Origin of the sequence: Paenibacillus sp. FSL H8-0283, from assembly GCF_045040675.1 — a bacterium.
Lineage (GTDB): Bacteria > Bacillota > Bacilli > Paenibacillales > Paenibacillaceae > Paenibacillus > Paenibacillus amylolyticus.
Genome location: NZ_CP150295.1, coordinates 2842292 through 2860075, shown reverse-complemented (window position 1 = coordinate 2860075; position 17784 = coordinate 2842292). Strand labels below are relative to the sequence as shown.

The 17784-nt window shown below is 45.4% G+C and carries 11 protein-coding genes and 1 pseudogene; 2 read left to right on the top strand and 10 right to left on the bottom strand.

All coding sequences use genetic code 11. From position 1 onward, the window contains the following. Window positions 1-55: 55 nt before the first annotated feature. The 9 genes and pseudogenes from MHI52_RS13095 to MHI52_RS13055 all read right to left on the bottom strand — a co-directional run bounded on the left by MHI52_RS13095 (window position 56) and on the right by MHI52_RS13055 (window position 13224). Window positions 56-748, bottom strand: coding sequence for a metal-dependent hydrolase (locus MHI52_RS13095; RefSeq protein WP_405159153.1), 693 nt, complete (start codon window positions 746-748; stop codon window positions 56-58). 98 nt (window positions 749-846) lie between these two features. After that, entirely contained in the window at window positions 847-2538 is a 1692-nt protein-coding gene (locus MHI52_RS13090; RefSeq protein ID WP_405159152.1) for an alpha-glucosidase, read from the bottom strand. Window positions 2539-2904: 366 nt separating this feature from the next. Next, window positions 2905-3363 carry a VanZ family protein gene (locus tag MHI52_RS13085; RefSeq protein ID WP_405159151.1) on the bottom strand — a complete coding sequence of 153 codons (459 nt, stop codon included), beginning with the start codon at window positions 3361-3363 and terminating at the stop codon, window positions 2905-2907. Between the two features lie 42 nt (window positions 3364-3405). Next, window positions 3406-4275 carry an effector binding domain-containing protein gene (locus MHI52_RS13080; RefSeq protein WP_405159150.1) on the bottom strand — a complete coding sequence of 290 codons (870 nt, stop codon included), beginning with the start codon at window positions 4273-4275 and terminating at the stop codon, window positions 3406-3408. A 264-nt stretch (window positions 4276-4539) separates the two neighbouring features. Beyond that, entirely contained in the window at window positions 4540-6972 is a 2433-nt protein-coding gene (locus MHI52_RS13075; protein WP_405159149.1) for a glycogen/starch/alpha-glucan phosphorylase, read from the bottom strand. A gap of 336 nt (window positions 6973-7308) precedes the next feature. Beyond that, on the bottom strand, window positions 7309-8412 hold the full coding sequence (gene glgD, locus MHI52_RS13070; RefSeq protein ID WP_405159148.1) for a glucose-1-phosphate adenylyltransferase subunit GlgD: 1104 nt from the start codon (window positions 8410-8412) through the stop codon (window positions 7309-7311). A gap of 26 nt (window positions 8413-8438) precedes the next feature. Next, window positions 8439-9608 (bottom strand): glucose-1-phosphate adenylyltransferase, encoded by a 1170-nt coding sequence (locus tag MHI52_RS13065; RefSeq protein WP_036608767.1) that lies wholly within the window; start codon window positions 9606-9608, stop codon window positions 8439-8441. Window positions 9609-10127: 519 nt separating this feature from the next. Further along, window positions 10128-11283 (bottom strand): annotated as a pseudogene (locus tag MHI52_RS13060) (iron-containing alcohol dehydrogenase). 246 nt (window positions 11284-11529) lie between these two features. Further along, window positions 11530-13224, bottom strand: a complete 1695-nt coding sequence (locus MHI52_RS13055) for a M3 family oligoendopeptidase (RefSeq protein WP_076318693.1) — start codon at window positions 13222-13224, stop codon at window positions 11530-11532. Between the two features lie 606 nt (window positions 13225-13830). Here MHI52_RS13055 and MHI52_RS13050 point away from each other — a divergent pair. Next, the gene (locus MHI52_RS13050) at window positions 13831-14586 is read left to right on the top strand and encodes a hypothetical protein (RefSeq protein ID WP_340982748.1); all 756 of its coding nucleotides are present in this window, start codon (window positions 13831-13833) and stop codon (window positions 14584-14586) included. Window positions 14587-14703: 117 nt separating this feature from the next. Next, complete coding sequence (locus MHI52_RS13045) at window positions 14704-14916, top strand: hypothetical protein (protein WP_017688899.1); 213 nt, start codon at window positions 14704-14706, stop codon at window positions 14914-14916. Window positions 14917-14965: 49 nt separating this feature from the next. On the opposite strand, the gene MHI52_RS13040 is transcribed toward MHI52_RS13045, so the two are convergent. Then, window positions 14966-17713: a PAS domain S-box protein gene (locus MHI52_RS13040; protein ID WP_340982749.1), complete on the bottom strand. Its 2748-nt coding sequence runs from the start codon at window positions 17711-17713 to the stop codon at window positions 14966-14968. Window positions 17714-17784 lie beyond the last annotated feature (71 nt).

Genomic DNA, 17784 nt, shown 5'->3' with positions numbered 1-17784 from the left:
GATATTCGTCTTTATCCATAAATCCATTTATTATTGAACAGGGGTTAAATGTGCATCACAGGGTAATCGATTCTCCCGGGGCCAGCACACGTCCTTCCAACCCTTTTGCAGCCAGCTGCTGCACAAAGTGTTCCGCATCCTGACGAATTACCGGGAACGTATCATAATGGACCGGAATCGTCAGTTTGGCATTAAACCATTCGGCCGCTTGCAGCGCATCCTCAGGTCCCATGGTGAAGTGTCCACCAATCGGCAAGAAAGCTACATCAATATCATGACGATCACCGATCATTTTCATATCCCCGAAGAGACTTGTGTCTCCGGCATGCAAAATCGTTTTACCACCAATATTAATGATATATCCAGCAGGCATACCTGCATACATGATCCGTTGTTCTTCTTCGAGCACAATCCCGGAAGTGTGGAACGCCTGAATCATTTTAGCTTGAGCAAAATCAAGATCTACCGTTCCGCCCATGTTCATGCCGAGTGTATCCAGACCCTTCCAAGACATATATGTAGCCAATTCCACAATAGCCACAACTTTGGCGTTATTTGCTTTGGCAATAGGCTCAGCATCGAGGATGTGATCCATATGTGCATGTGTCAGCAACACAACATCGGTCTTAATATCTTCAGGCTTCGTGACGGCAAGCTCGTTGCCACGCAGGAAGGGATCAATGATCAGAGACTTTTCTTCTGTGCTCAGCTGTACACTGGAGTGACCGTGGAACGTAATATTCAACAACTTGGATTCCTCCCGACATATGTTTTGATTATTTTGAAAACCACTATTTATTATAAATCATACCTCTTCACCAACGCAAAATCACGCTAGCCTCCGTGTCACCGCTGCTTACGATATACTCTTGCTTCATACGGCTGAAGCTGAATCGCACCTTCATCGGTAGAATAACGTCTGCTCACATTGCTGATGATCAGCTTGGCATGCTCGGAAGTCCAACCTTCCGGCCAGTGCATCTCAGGTTCATGCCCACGGAAATTCAGAATGACCAGCATCTGCTCATCATCCAGCGTTCGGGTATAGGTATAGATATCCGGATCATCCGGCAACAGCAATTCATACGCGCCATAGATAAGCACTTTATGTTGTTTGCGAAGCGCAATTAACTTACGGTAATAATGCAAAATGGATTGCGGATCACTTTCGGCATCAGCTACATTAATTTCAAGATAATTATCATTCACCTGAATCCACGGCTGACCCTGGGTAAAACCTGCGTGTTCCGTCTCATCCCATTGCATAGGCGTGCGGGCATTATCGCGACTCTTCAGCCAGATCGCCTGCATGACTTCATGCTTTGATTTACCTTGACCAATATAATGATTGAAATAATTTTTGGTCTCGATGTCCCGGTATTGTTCGATATTCGGGAAAGCGACATTGGTCATGCCGATCTCTTCTCCTTGATAGATGTAGGGGGTCCCTTCGAGTGTAAGCATCCATGTCGCCAGCATCTGAGCAGAACGCACCCGATATTTACCATCATCACCAAAACGGGAAACCGGACGTGGCTGATCATGGTTCCCCATATAATTGGCGTTCCAGCCTCTACCATGTAAAACCGTTTGCCATCGGCTCATGATTTCTTTGAGATCGGTCAATTTCCATTCCTTATAGTTCCATTTACCAATTCCGGAGGATTTGGCATCGATAAACATATGCTCAAACTGGAATACCATATTAAGCTCATCACGATCCGTCCCCACATAAGCCAAGGCCTGCTCAGGTCCAAGTCCTGAAGTCTCGCCAACTGTCATGGGTCCGTAGGGTTTCAGGATCATGTTATTCAGTTTCTTCAGGATGGAGTGTACCTGTTCCAGGTTGGAAAAGAGCTGATACGCTGGAACCACCGGCAGATTATGCGGGTTGTGGGCACTTGGCAGACCCTCTGCCTTGGCGATATGCGCCACTGCATCGAAACGGAATCCGTCGACCCCTTTTTCCAGCCACCAATGCACCATCTCATACATCTCTTCTGCCATCTGTGCATTGTTCCAGTTGAGATCCGGTTGCTGTTCGGAATACAAATGCAGATAATATTCATTTGTCTCAGGATCATGCTTCCACACTGAACCCCCAAAATAGGACTCCCAATTATTTGGCACCTGCCCATTTTTTCCTGAACGCCAAATATAATAGTCCCGCTTCGGATTCATCTTTGATGAACGTGATTCGGCAAACCACGCATGTTCATCTGACGTATGATTCAGCACCAGGTCCATCATGATCTTGAGACCACGCTTGTGGGCCTCTGCCAATAATCGATCAAAATCCTCCATCGTGCCATACTTGCGTAAAATGCCGTAATAATCCCGGATATCATATCCGTTATCATGTCCTGGTGAATCGTAAATGGGACAGAGCCAGATCACATCTACGCCCAAATTCTCCAAATAATCGAGCTTCTCATAGATCCCCTGCAAGTCGCCATATCCATCTCCGTCCGAATCCTTAAAGCTGCTCGGGTAAATCTGGTATACCACACTCTCTTTCCACCAAACGATATCGCCCACCTCGCTCTCATCATTGTTCAATATATAAATTGAACGAAAGAATATTTACACTAGACACTCCGATGACAGAACAACCTTCCGATCGCTGTTATCCCCAGATTTTATGAATTCCCCTTATAAGGGGAAAATCCGGTGATAGCTTATGCTTCCGATGCAGCTTTCTTTCAGAAAGCTTTTAGGCGAACGCTTTCGCTTCTTCAGGTTATTTCTGTCCTCTCCGTTTCGTGTAAATGTTTAGTTAAACTTATATATAATCTCTGCTCATTGTATTAAGCCGTTAATATGTTTTATCCGAAATGATTCCCTTGTAAACATTTGAAAGGTATCTTATGCAAAAAGACCCGGTCATGGACCGCGATCTGCGGTTCAATTCCGAGTCTTTTTTTGTGAATATAAGACTAACTTAAATCCAGCGTAACCTATCCAGGCACCGATCGTGTTCAGAATAATGTCATCCACATCAAACGAACCTACACGTGTAATCAATTGTGTGACCTCAACACCCAGCAGAAGCAAAACAACTGTAGATGTAAAGGTCAGGAACGTACGGCACCTTCGAAACAACCATGGGATCCAGATACCCAGCGGAATGAACAATACGATATTGCCAAACAGGTTTTTGACCCAGGTATCTGTATTGTACCTCTCCCTCTCCATAAGAAGTGGACGAATCGTCTCGAAGGGTACGAGATTATATTGATAATACATGCTAGGTGTTCGTCCACTGACAAACAGTAAAATACCCATAATCAGTATGTAAAGCAGTGCCATGCAAGCAACAATGGTCAGCGTCCACTTGGAGTGGAGCCACGACTTTTCGCTCATTCATCCCGTCCTCCGACCTTGAATTCCGCGAAGCGGTAAGGTCTATTTTAACGGGATATATATCTTCATGTCCAGTTGTTCAGGGGTCGATTTCCAGACATCCGTCACTTCAAAGTCTGGTCCTTCCCTCCGTTCATAGTTCGACTGCGGCAACCAGCTGCCATAGATCATTTTCCGAATATCCTGCCCGGAGCCTTCCACGGTGAACTCTGCATACAAGCCGCCCGGAATTTCAATCGAAGTAAAACCGGGTTCAAGTACCTGCGATGCTCCACTGCTTTCTTCACCCACAATAAAAGAAAATGCTCCATCCTCTTCAAAATGACAGGCCACACCATAAGCCATATCAGGGCGTTTCCTCTCCGGGATCGCCATGAATTTCTGTTCCATGCCAAAATCGTGATAAAATCCGGGTATTTCAGCATAATGCTGATTGTCATTCAGGTTGGTCTTATATTCATAGCCGACAATCCAGTTCGGTTCCCGTGTGACCAGACGGGGTGTGTTCATGTGGAAAGTTCCATCAAGCCGAGTTCGATAATCGTTAAAATCAATGCTCTGTTGCATCTTCAGAAGAGACAACTGATCCACTTCCAGCTTACGCAGCTTCGCCGGTGTCATTCCAAAGTAGGCTGAAAATGCACGGGTAAATGCCTCTTGAGATTGATAGCCAAAGCTCATCGCAATGTCCAGTATGCCTTCCGATGTGCCCCGCAGCATCCCTACAGCTTCCGTTAATCTGCGTCTGCGCACGTACTCCAGTACCGTGAATCCCGTGATCGCCTGAAATAAACGCTGAAAATGAAACGCCGAAAAGCTCGCAGCAGCGGACGTCTCTCTGATATTAAAATCATCTTGCAAATGCTGCTCCAAATACTCAATAGCAAGCTGAATTCGTGTGTAATGATCCATAGTGACGGCTCCCCTATCTAATTCAAAATATCAAACGATTTCTTATGTAGTATGACTGAGATCCAGATCTTTTTTTTGATTTTGTGTGCGAACTTGTATGACGAAAGATACGTGAGTTCCGATTCTCTTCAAGTTGAATGACACTATGATACACTGTATGCCAAAAACCCCTTGTTCTACAAGGAGATGCTCTCTACGCTGGTTGATTTACCAACAGAGATAGCTCTTGTGAACAAGGGGACTTGTTTGTTTAACAATCTATGCTTAACCTTTCCAGTTCCCGGACACGGGATGAATACCCCAGATATCTGTCGCATACTCACTAATGGTACGATCACTGGAGAATATGCCGGAATGTGCCGTGTTTAATATCGCTTTCCGAGTCCAGCCCGGAATATCCCGATACGCCTGGTCAATCGCAGCATGGGCGTCTGCATAAGCAGCAAAATCACGCAATACAAAGTATTCGTCACCATGGGCCAGCAAGGAGTCATAGATATCCCAGAACTCCCCGTCACGATAACAGAATGCACCTGGATGTACCAGTTGCTCCACAACCTCGCGAATGCGTTCATCTTGCTGCACAATCTCATTCGGACGATAGCTGCCGGAACGATAATACTCAAGTACTTCGTCTGCACGCAGACCATAGATGAACATATTTTCTTCCCCAACCTGCTCCGCCATCTCCACGTTGGCTCCATCCATCGTGCCAATCGTTAAAGCACCGTTCATCATAAATTTCATGTTGCCCGTACCGGAAGCTTCCTTACCTGCGGTTGAGATCTGTTCACTAACATCCGCAGCGGGAATGATCTTCTCTGCAAGAGAGACGGAATAATTTTCGAGGAAAAATACCTTCAAGCGGTCATTCACGGCCGCATCCCGATTCACCGTGTCAGCCACGTTGTTGATCAGCTTGATAATTTTCTTGGCAAAATAATAACTCGGCGCTGCCTTGGCACCAAAGATGAACGTACGTGGCACCATATCAAACGAAGCATCATTCTTAAGCCGGTTATACAGATGCATAACATGCAGAATGTTCAACAGTTGACGTTTGTACCCGTGTAGTCTCTTCACCTGTACATCAAAGATGGAATCCGGATTCACTGCTGTCCCGGTATGATCCAGAATATACGCAGCAAGCCGCTCTTTGTTATCCCGCTTAATTGAACGGAACTGCTCCTGGAATGATGTATTATCCGCAAAACCAGCCAACTGGTCCAGCTTGCCCGGCTCTGTTATCCATTCGTTACCGATTGTATCCGTGATGAGATCCGACAGTTTCGGATTGGCATGCATCAACCAGCGGCGATGGGTGATACCATTCGTTTTGTTATTGAAACGCTCTGGATACAGTTCATAGAACGGAGCCATCTCGCGCTCTTTCAAAATCTCGGTGTGCAGAGCAGCAACACCATTCACGCTATGACTGCCTACAATCGCCAAATGTGCCATCCGTACCTGATCGTTTGCAACAATCGCCAAATGCCCTATGCGATCCTGATCTCCCGGATACCGGTCCAGCAGCATGCCACAGAAACGTTTGTTGATCTCTTCAATGATCATGTAGATTCGTGGCAGCAGTCTGCTGATCATGGATACAGGCCATTTCTCAAGAGCCTCACTAAGCGTTGTATGATTGGTATACGATACAGTACGGGTTGTGATATCCCATGCTTCATCCCAGCCGTACCCCTTCACATCAATCAGGATGCGCATCAGTTCTGGTATAACCAAGGTTGGATGCGTGTCGTTAATGTGGAAGGCCACTTTATCAGGCAAACGATCATACGGTAGTTCCAGTTTGTTGAACGTACGCAAAGCGCTCTGTACACCTGCCGAGCACATGAAGTATTGCTGCTTCAATCGCAGCAGCTTTCCTTCATACTGGGAATCATCTGGATATAGAAACTCCGAGATCGATTCAACCGATCGGCTATAATCCAGATAACCGTAATAGTTCGAAGGGGTGTCGAGTGAAGTCTCGCGCTTTGGCTCGGCACTCCAGAGACGCAATGTATTCACATGAGTTTGACCATAACCGATGACAGGCACGTCATAGGGAATGGCGACAACCGATTCGGCATCTTTTGTAACAAACTGATATTCTCCATCCTGCTCATGAGCTTCTACCCGGCCCCAGAACTGTACTTCCACCTTTTTGTCTGGACGGCGGACTTCCCATTCATTGCCCTTATCCAGCCAATTGTCGGGTAACTCTACCTGATTACCATTGATGATTTTTTGCTCAAACAACCCGTATTTATATCGAATCCCGCAACCATGTCCTGCATATCGTAGTGATGCGAGTGAATCCAGGAAACAAGCAGCGAGTCGTCCCAGACCTCCATTACCGAGTCCTGCATCCGCCTCCTGTTCTTCTATCTCCTCCAAGGAGAAGCCCAGCTCAGCTAAACTGTCACGCACCAATTCCAATTCATTCACATTCAACAGATTGTTGCCGAGCAGACGTCCAATCAGGAATTCCAGCGAGAAGTAATAGACCTGTTTATCCTGGCGCTGCTTGAACCCCTGATTCGACGCTGCCCAATCCTGGCCTGCATATTCACGAATCATGCTTCCCAGTACATGGTACACGTCTTCCTGTGTTGCTTCTTCAATCGGTTTGCCCAATTTGCTGACCAGATTCCGTGTAAAGATACTCTTGAACGTTTCCTTGTTGTCAAACAAAAGTAGGTTCCTCCCGGGGAAATCCTGCAGGATGGTGGCGGTTCATATACTCAATTGCTCAACATTGTGCAAAGTGGCCGTTACGGTTACGAATCGTTCTTATGATCGCTGTTACCCCTGTATTTTCTTGAATTTATTATTTAGATGTGAAAATACAGTGATAAAGGCGAGCGCTTCGCTTCTTCAGAATCGATTTCGTCCCCTCCACTACGTTTGCACGTATGAAGGAGCTCTAACAGTGGCACCCGATGCTTAGTAAGTGTATGAACCTAAAATCCATCCTACAGGATTTTTATTTTATATATATTTATAGAAGATATCGGTTACGTGGGGGCATTAGATAATAGTACTTTTCGCTAAAATGTATGGATTCGACGGGTCGCCGATCAGCGTCTGTCCTCCGGTCAGCTTCACGTCTTTATCGAGAATGACGTTCTCAAGTACCGTCCCCTCACCAATGTAACATTTCTGCATGATGATGGAACCTTTTATTTTGGCACCCTTGGCCACCTGTACCCCACGGAACAGAATGCTGTCCTCCACCTCTCCACCAACAATGCAGCCATTCGCGAGAAGTGAATGTTTAACATCGGCGGTATCCAGGTATTTGGCAGGCGCTTCGTATTTAATTTTGGTCTGGATCGGATCTTCCTTGAAAAGTTGTTCATATTGCCCTGTGTTCAGCAGATCCATACTGTTGCGATAATAACTGTCAATGGAATTGATGACTGCGTGATAGCCATCATATGCATACGCAGCGATATTCAATCCATCCGGATTTTTTTGAATCACATCCCGGAAGAAATGGCTCTCGCCATGATCGATGCAGCGTTGCACCTGGCGCAGGAACAATTCTTTTTCCATGATGAAAATTTCTGTATATATATTCGGGTGATTAGCGCTTTGGTGAATGTCCACCACGTTACCGTCCCCGTCATGTTCAACTTTGACACAGGCGTCATGCTCAGGCAGCAGCTGATCTACTTTTTTGCAGACCAGTGTAACGTCCGCTCCTTTACTGATGTGATACCTGTAGACATCCTGGAAGTCTGCTTTGGTCACATGGCGACTGCCCGCATGCACAACATATTGTCCTGCCCCTCTGTGGAAAAAGTCCAAATTGTTATGGAAATGTTGCAAATCCCCTTGTGATGTATCTGTTGGATCGTTCCAGTCTGGTGGCAAAATAAACATGCCACCATGCTTGCGATCCAAATCCCAAGGTTTACCGTCACCAAGATGGTCCATCAACGAGCGATATTTTCGCCGTACAAATACACCAATACTCTCAATGCCTGCATTCATCATATTGGATAGAACAAAATCGATCAGACGGTAACGTCCGGCATAAGGCACCGCGGCTCCGCAGCGAAAATACGTCAATTCCTTCAATTCTTCAAGTTCATGGTCAAGGTTAATAACTCCGATCAATTGTTTCATCGCATGCACCGTCCTTTTGACTTCAATTAGGCCTTGCTGGTTATTCCTTGGCGAAGCTGACGTTCCAGTTCTTCCTGATCCACGAGCAATATATCACTCTCATCTTCCGGTGCAGGCGAAATCTGTGTTCCATCCGGAATAACCAATCCTTCTGCGATAATAGCTCGGTAAATGCGCACATTTTGCCCGATTTTCACTCTTGGCATGATCACCGAATCGATGACCGCACTGTTCTCACCAACTTCAATTCCATAGAACAGCACAGAATGATTGACCTCACCATGCACTACAGTACCTTCACTAATAATACAATTCCGCACCTTGCCCGAAGGTGAGATGTATTGTGCAGGTTGGTTTGGATTACGTGTGAAAATACGCCAGTCCGGATCATTCAGATTAAACGGTGTGTCTTCGTCCAAAAGGTCCATATTGGATTCCCACAGACTGCGAATGGTACCAACGTCTTTCCAATAACCTTCAAATGGATACGCATATAAGGATTTTTCATTTTCAAGCAATAAAGGAATAATATCTTTACCAAAATCATAGGAGGTGGATGCCTGTTGTTCATCCTGGATCAGGAAACGTTTCAGTACATCCCACTTGAAGAGATAGATACCCATGGAAGCCAGTGTGCTCTTGGGCTCAGGAGGTTTTTCTTCAAATTCATAGATGCTATAGTCATCGTTGGTGTTCAGCACTCCGAACCGGCTGGCTTCTTCCAATGAGACATCAATGACCGATATGGTGCAATCCGCATCTTTTTCTTTGTGATACTGGAGCATTTTTTCGTAGTCCATCTTATAGATATGATCCCCTGACAGAATGAGCACATGCTCAGGATCGAATTGTTCAATAAAGTTCAGGTTCCGGAAGATCGCATCCGCTGTACCCCGGTACCAGTTGCTACCGTCTTCACGTTCATGTGGAGGAAGTACATATACCCCGCCGTTTTTCCGATCCAGATCCCAGTCACTGCCAATGCCAATATAGGAATGTAAGACAAGTGGTTCATATTGGGTCAATACACCCACTGTATCAATACCAGAATTAGAGCAGTTACTCAGCGGGAAATCAATGATTCGGTACGTGCCCCCAAAATATACAGCTGGCTTAGCCAGTGATTTGGTCAATCCTTTTAACCTCTTACCTTGCCCTCCGGCAAGTAGCATCGCTACAACTTCTTTTTTCGCCATCATTACAGCCTCCTCCACGTGCATTCGTTCTGATTCATTTCAGAGCCCATAATCGATATTCTGTTGTGTGGACACTGTTGTCTTGATTAGGAGCTTGCTGTACAGATGTGTAACCGGTGAATCTTTGTTGCAGTTGAACTTCTTGGATTGTAAAGCCTGAAATAGAGATGATGCTGGTGTAGAATTGCTTGACTGTCTTACAGAGGTGAATGTTAGATGCAGAACTTAAGGTGTAGCTCGTGAACAATGAAATAGTCTACTCCTATTTAACATTAAACACGAAACGGACTGGGGAATCTTACTGGAAAACATCGACATCAAGTTGCGGGTAAGATTACCCTTTCTCTTGCCGCTGTTATTCATATTGTATTCGATAATAGAGAAGCAAAATCCTTTAGTTTTTGTGCAAACATTAAGTGGAAAAATAAGTAAAAAGAATGAGTTCACATGACAAAAAAGCCGACTTTCGATCCCGGCTCATTTTGTCTGTTATTTTGGTGTATCCGTTCCTGAAACAGTCTATATAATTTTGCGGAACAGCTCCATCACCTCATCCTTGGACGGTTGATAGGGATTGCCTGGTGCACAGGCATCTTTCATCGCGTTATCGGCAAGCAGTTCCACATCGGGATCTTTTACACCCAGTTCAGACAGTTTCTCAGGAATGCCGACTTCCTTCGATAGCTGACGTATGGCCTTAATGACGTAATCGGAACACTCCTCATCACTTCTACCCTTCACATTCATACCAATTGCCTTAGCGATATGACGGAATTTGCCGGGTACATGCTTGGCGTTCAACTCTTCCACATAGGGGAGTAACATTGCGTTACAGACACCGTGCGGCAGATCATATACGCCACCCAGTTGATGCGCCATCGCATGGACATAACCCAGGCCCGCATTATTAAAAGCAATCCCGCCAAGGAAACACGCATACGTCATATGTTCCCGCGCTTCCAGATCACTGCCGTCTCTCACGGCTCTTGGCAAGTATTCAAAGATCAGTTCAACAGCTGCTGCAGCTGTCGCACTTGTCACTGTAAATCCACCGGGTGTAACCATCGCTTCTACGGCATGTGTCAACGCATCCATTCCTGTGGCCGCTGTGAGACTTGCAGGTTTGCTGAGCATCAGCTCCGGATCATTAACCGACAGGGAGACCAGACTGTTGCGGTCCACCATCACCATCTTCACTTTACGTTCCTCATCTGTAATCACGTAGTTAATTGTCACCTCGCTCGATGTGCCAGCCGTTGTGTTAACCGCCACAAGTGGCACGGACTTATGTTTTGATTGATGAAATCCTTCATATTCACGGATATGCCCACCGTTCGTAGCTACAATGCCAATGCCTTTGGCAGCATCCTGCGGTGAACCTCCGCCTATCGATATAATGGCGTCACAGCCATGATCCTGGAATACTTGTAGTCCATCATGTACATTCTGACATGTTGGATTAGGCTGAACCTCATCATATATATACTACATAGTCTAACCCTGATTTTCTTAGTATAGACAGTACCTGTTCAGCAACGCCTGAAGTAATCAATTGGCGATCGCTTACAACCAGCGCCTTGCGGATACCCATCTGTTCAATCATCTGACCTGCTTCCTGTAAACAGCCTCTACCCATCAAGTTCACGGGCGGAACATAATATGCATGTGTTGCCATTTGAACCAGCCTCCTGTAACCCCTGATTTACTATCTTCATTGTAACTGAATCCGTTTTCAGATATAGTGAAATAAATCACAATGAATCCGATAAATGTTACACTTGAGATTGATTTTTCCCCGTAATGAAAAAGACGACCCAGACACCCGAAGGTCTCCAAGTCGTCTTACTTATCTATCTTAAAGCTTTATCCACTACTTATACCTTACCGAAGGTACTTACACTAAAAGCATCCTTACGAAGGCTTACAGCGCCTTATCGTTCACGCCGTCAAGCCATGCCTCAATCTCACCAATTACGGAGGATACACAGCCATCCTCGAATGGAGAGTTCAATCCAGCCAGTTCAACCAATCCGGTGAAGGACAGGCTTCCTCCCGCTTTGCACAATGTCAGATAATCGGCCCATGCGGACTTCATGTCCTCATTGCTGCGTTTCCAGAACTGGAATGCACAGATTTGTGCCAACGTATAGTCAATGTAATAGAATGGCGATGAGAAAATGTGACCTTGCTTATGCCAGAAACCACCCTGCTCCAAATACGCATTATCTTTGTAATTGATGTGTGGCAGATAGGTCTTCTCAATGTTGCGCCATGCCTGCTTACGCTCCGTTGGAGTTGCATCCGGGTTCGCATACACAAAATGCTGGAATTCATCCACAGCTACACCATACGGAATGAACAACAGACCGGAAGACAGGTGATCAAACTTGTACTTGTCCGTATCTTCCTTGAAGAACAACTGCATCCACGGCCATGTGAAGAACTCCATACTCATGGAATGGATCTCAGCCGATTCATATGTCGGCCAGTTGTATTCAGGCACTGCAAAATCACGGCTTTCATACACCTGGAAAGCATGACCTGCTTCATGCGTTAATACATCAATATCACCGGATGTACCGTTGAAGTTGGAGAAGATAAACGGCACTTTGTAATCGTTCAGGAACGTACAATATCCGCCGCCCTGTTTACCTTTTTTGCTTACCAGATCCATAAGCTCGTTTTCGGTCATCATCTGGAAAAATGCATCCGTCTCTGGTGATAATTCAGCGTACATTTTTTTTCCATTATCGATAATCCAGTCCGCGTCACCCTTAGGTGTCGGGTTACCCGTCTTGAAGCTGAAGCCCTGATCGTAATAATACAGCGTATCCACATCAATCCGATTACGCTGACGCTCTCTGAGCTTGGTCGCCACAGGTACGATATAATCACGAACTTGCGCCCGGAAGTTAGCAACCATCTCTGCGTTGTAATCCGTGCGATTCATGCGATCATAGCCGAGTTCCACATAGCTTGGATAACCCAGTTTCTTCGCGATCTGTGTACGCACTTTAACCAGTTCATCGTAAATGCGATCAAATTCAGCTTCATGTTCAGCCATGAAAGTGTATCTGGCTTCCGAAGCACGCTCCCGCATGGAGCGATCCGTGGACAGTTCAAATGGATGAAGCTGTGGCAACGTGCGCTCTTCACCTTCGAACGGAATTTTGGCCGATGCGATCAACTGATTGTATTCTGTGGAAAGTTTGTTCTCCTTCTGGAGCTCTTCAATAATTTCCGGGCTGAATGTTTTCAGTGAAAGATCCGCCAGTTGGAACAGCTGTGAACCCCATTTTTGTTCCAACTCGTTGCGGAATTTGGAGTTAACCAATGCACGGTAAAAATCCGTAATGTATTCCTGTACAATTGGTGCATTCTCATCCAGAAATTCGTTCTCCGCCTTGTAAAACTCATCATTGGTATCAATGGAATGACGGATGTAGACCAATTGGGCTTGTGTCTCAAAATCACTGCGCAGCGCGTTAATCTGATCCATGAACCCACTCTGTTCTTCAACCGTTGCCGCAGCTTCAAAACCGCTCAACAGCTCACGGAAAGATGTCTTGATGTGTTCCAGATTCGGACGTGTATACGTATACTCACTAAATTTCATTTATGTACACCCTTTCCTGTTTGGCAGAATTTCGGGAGTATCCCGAGTTAAACTACCCCCTATTATACAAAAGAGCAGCTAAAAAATCCCATAATTACGAAAAATATTTGTCCATCGGTCAAATTGTGCAACATGAATGGTTACAAATATTACTTACTTATGTAAGGTCAGTGCCTCAAAATTTTTCCCCACACAAATAAGCCCGCCTCGCGTTAGCGAAGCCAGCTTATAGGTTGTCTCTCTTCTTTTCACATTTAAACAATACTAGCTTTGGTCTTTATCCATAATCTGATAGAACCAGCCCATTCCGACCATGCCCACGACCATAATAACGGCCATAATAATGATATATGTCATGAATGTAACCTCCCTGCTTCCGTATATTAATCACACTACTACTAGTGTACACGGTGAATCGCCGTTTGAATTGACCGAACATTGACAAAAATACGAAATCTTTAATTTTAATAAATGGATTATTTCCCCGATCACACTAAATCATACGTACCTCGCTACACGGTGCAAAGTTTCATCCGCCATGCTTACGGTGTATACTATACTTCTATGAAATGGAATTTGGATTTTTACGCAGAAAGGTTGAAAGACATGTCAACTCGCATTCCCTTACGTCAGCTATTTCTTACTGTTTTATTAGCCCTTATGTTATCTGTTTTGACCGCCTGTGCTGATGGAGAAGCCCATCTAACGGTAAATATGGATGGATCAACGGATCTGGATCTCAATCTCAACGTAAAGAACTCCGCTCTTGGAAAAATTGGACAAGACAATCTCATGCCTCTGATCGCAGATGCATTGAATCGAAATAACTTCCAGGCAGAGGTTTCGGAACAGGGAGATCAGAAGCAGCTCACAGCGACCACCCATTATGAAAAAAGCAATAAAACCAGCTTTGATACGTCCAAGTTACCACAAGGGATCAAGGTTGAACAAACAACTTCCCCCGGCTTCTTCACTTCCAAGATGCACATTACAGCAGAAGCCGATCTCATGGAGTCCATGCCCGATGGTGAGATCAAAAATCAAATTAACAAGGTGCCTAGCTTTCTTAAAAACCTATTGTTAAAAGATGTTAACTTTAACTTCAAGTTGTCTTTGCCCATCAAGGCAGCCGATTCGAATGCGGATCAAGTGGAGGATGGCGGAAAAACGCTCATTTGGCACGTTTCACCCCTCCAGATGAATAAACTGGATCTGACTGTACAGGTCCCAAATATCCGGAATATCATCATAATTGCAGTCATTGGCCTATTATGTATCGCTGCTCTGCTCATTTGGTTTTTTGTTCGTCGCAGACGGGCCAGACAGCGCCATAGTGCAAGATCACATCGGGGAAAAAATTAATTCTTCACACCAATTTTATTTGTGACTTGCCAAACGGTGTTATGGATAGTAGAATACATCCGTACTGTGTGAACGGTTAATTTTTTATTAAGCAAAGCTAAAGAGGTGACAGGTTTCATGAATATCCGCGAATGCCCACTACCTGGTATCGGAGTTAAGTACCAGTTTGATACAAAGGGCGGCCATCAGTTAGTCATTATTGTGCATGAGGACGGACGCCGTGAATTATTCTCTGTTGATCCACAAGACAACGAAGAACTCACTCTGATTGCAGATTTGGAAGATGACGAATGCGTAACCCTCTCCGGTTTAATCGGAGGCTGGTCGTAAATGACAGAATAACCTGTACCTTGAATTCAAGGTACAGGTTATTTTTCTGTTACGTCACCCTTTGAGAGCGAATATATGGAACCCATGTATTCAGTACGCGGCTAATCTCCGTGGAATGAAACGGTTTGCTGATAAAGTCCTGCATCCCGCATTTCAGACACTCCTCACGGTCACCGGCGCCTGCAAAAGCTGTAATCGCTGCAATAACCGGTATTTCTGGGTGGCTCTGTCTGATGTGGCAGGTCGCTTCAATCCCATCCATAACTGGCATTTGAATATCCATAAACACCAGGTCATATTGAACCTTGTTCAATATGTCGACGGCCTGTGCACCATTCTCAACGATATCACAGACTCCGCCAAACTTGCGCAGCATCTCCTCCAACAGATGACTGTTGACCGCTTGATCCTCAGCAATCAAAATTTTGATGTCATGGGCAAGACTCGCTCGATCCAATTGCAGTTCATCATTCGTGGTGACTTCAATCGGGTCATTACTTTCCTCCAACCACCGCTCCACTACGAGGGTGAACTGGAATTCTGCCCCCTCACCGATCTCACTCTGTACGCCAATCGCTCCGCCCATTAACTCCACCAGTTTTTTGCTGATCGCAAGCCCCAGACCTGTCCCGCCAAACTTACGATTGATGGCCGGATCAAGCTGTGAGAAGGATTGGAACAACTGATGCTGCTTTTCTATTGGAATGCCAATGCCCGTATCTCTTACCTTAAAGGTCAACATCAGGTTATCCTGACCATGCTCATCTGAGAAATCAGCACCTACGCTCACCATAATACGGCCCTGCTCTGTGAATTTAACGGCATTACCCACCAGATTAATCAAAATCTGCCGGATTCGTGTCTCATCCCCTCGAATGCGTTCAGGAATATGGTCCGACACTTCACAATAGAGTTCAATATTTTTTTCTGATGCCTTCAGTGCAAACAGCTCGATCACCCCACCCAGCATCGCCTTAATATCAACAGGTGCGCGCTCAAGATCCATTTTGCCTGCTTCGATTTTGCTGAAATCCAAAATTTCGTTCAAAATGTACAAAAGGGATTCGCCGCTATCAATCATGATTTCCGCAAAACCTTTCTGTTCATCATCCAGCTCGGTTTCCATTAACAGATGGGCCATGCCCATGATGCCGTTTAATGGCGTACGAAGCTCATGACTCATGATGGCGAGAAACTCGGACTTGGCCCGGTCTGCATGCTCTGCTGCTTCCTTGGCACGTATGATGTCCTTAACAGATGTCATATCACGGAAAACCAACACTGCTCCGCGGGTTCTACCCTGATCCATAATCGGCTTCAATTGGAACTCCGCCAGGAAACTGGACCCATCCTGTCTCCAGAATACGGATTCGGTACGTGGCAGACCTCGTCCCTCACGAACAGCCTGTAGAATTGGTGTATCCTTGGATGGGTAGGGGATGCCTTCGCTCTGCATTTGGATCATCATCTGCTCTAATGGTCTGCCATTCAATTCACTTGGACAGAAGTTCATGATCTCCGCAGCGGCCGGATTGGCAAAGTTCAGATTCCCTTCCAGGTCCAGTCCAATAACACCTTCAGACATGCCATTCAAAATCAATGCCCGTTCATAACTAAGATTCTCGATTTCCTCGACGTAACGTTTGGACTCAGTAATGTCACTCGTAATCCCGTAGATCCCAACAACTTTGTCCTCAAGTATAATAGGAACATTAATCACATTTGTTTCAATCCGCTGCCCATTTTTGTGAATTAAACCTATCTCGTAGCTCTGTGCATTGCCTTTCACCGTTTCCTCAAAATGATATCGAGTCTTCTCCAGATCCACAGGATCAATGAGGTGATCAAAAGGCCGACTCAGCAGCTCCTCCTTGGTGTGTCCTGTCAACTGTTCCTGACCCATATTGGCTTTCAGCAGATTGCCTTCCAGATCAAGAGAAGCCACACCTAGGGGATTACAGTCAAATAACGATCTGTACTCCTGCATGCTTAACTGTTGTTGCTGGCTGGCTGTGATATCGCGGGTTACGGCGACCATCTCCATTAATTCACCTGAATCGTCATATACATAGTGCGTAATCGTATCTGCCCATACCGTAGATCCATCCTTATGTAACAGGCGATAATTGAGCCGTTTGGGAGCCAGACCCTTTCTCTGCTCTTCTACGTACGCTTCAACCAAAGGCACATCCTCCGGATAGATAACAAATGTTCCCGGCTTACCTATAACTTCTTCCAACTCATAGCCCAACATGGTTTTACATGCATTCGATACATATTTAAATGTACGACTTGAATCGGCATCATGTATTGCAATCAGGTCTAGTGAAGACTCCGCCAGCAGGCGAGAGATGCGACTGCTCTCTTCCAATTGCTTACGTTGCACAATGAGGATTTCCTCTGCATCTTTTTGTTTCGTAATGTCAGCAGCCTGTACCAACAGATACAATGGCTCACCATTTGTTTCATCCCTAACAATGCAAGCTCTAATGGTTGCCCATAATAACGAACCGTCCTTTCGTTTCAGACGAACCTCCGTCTCGTACATCGGACTTGTTTCATGAGTCATTTCCCAGAACTTGCTGCGGAATTCCTCCATATGCAGATCTTCTTCGTAGATCATATGTATGACCGAAGTATCGATCAGTTCATCTTCACTGTATGCAAGCATCTCGCAAAATGCAGGATTAAGCTGCAACCACCGTCCATTTACATGCGATGCGACAGCAATGCCGATTGGTGCGTGCGTATACAATTGTTCGAACAGAGATCGGCTCTCTGTAATGGATTTCGACATTACATGTCCTCCTTTATGAGAATCTGAATGTATTCCGTATGAATAGATAGACCTGAACATAACTTCATCTA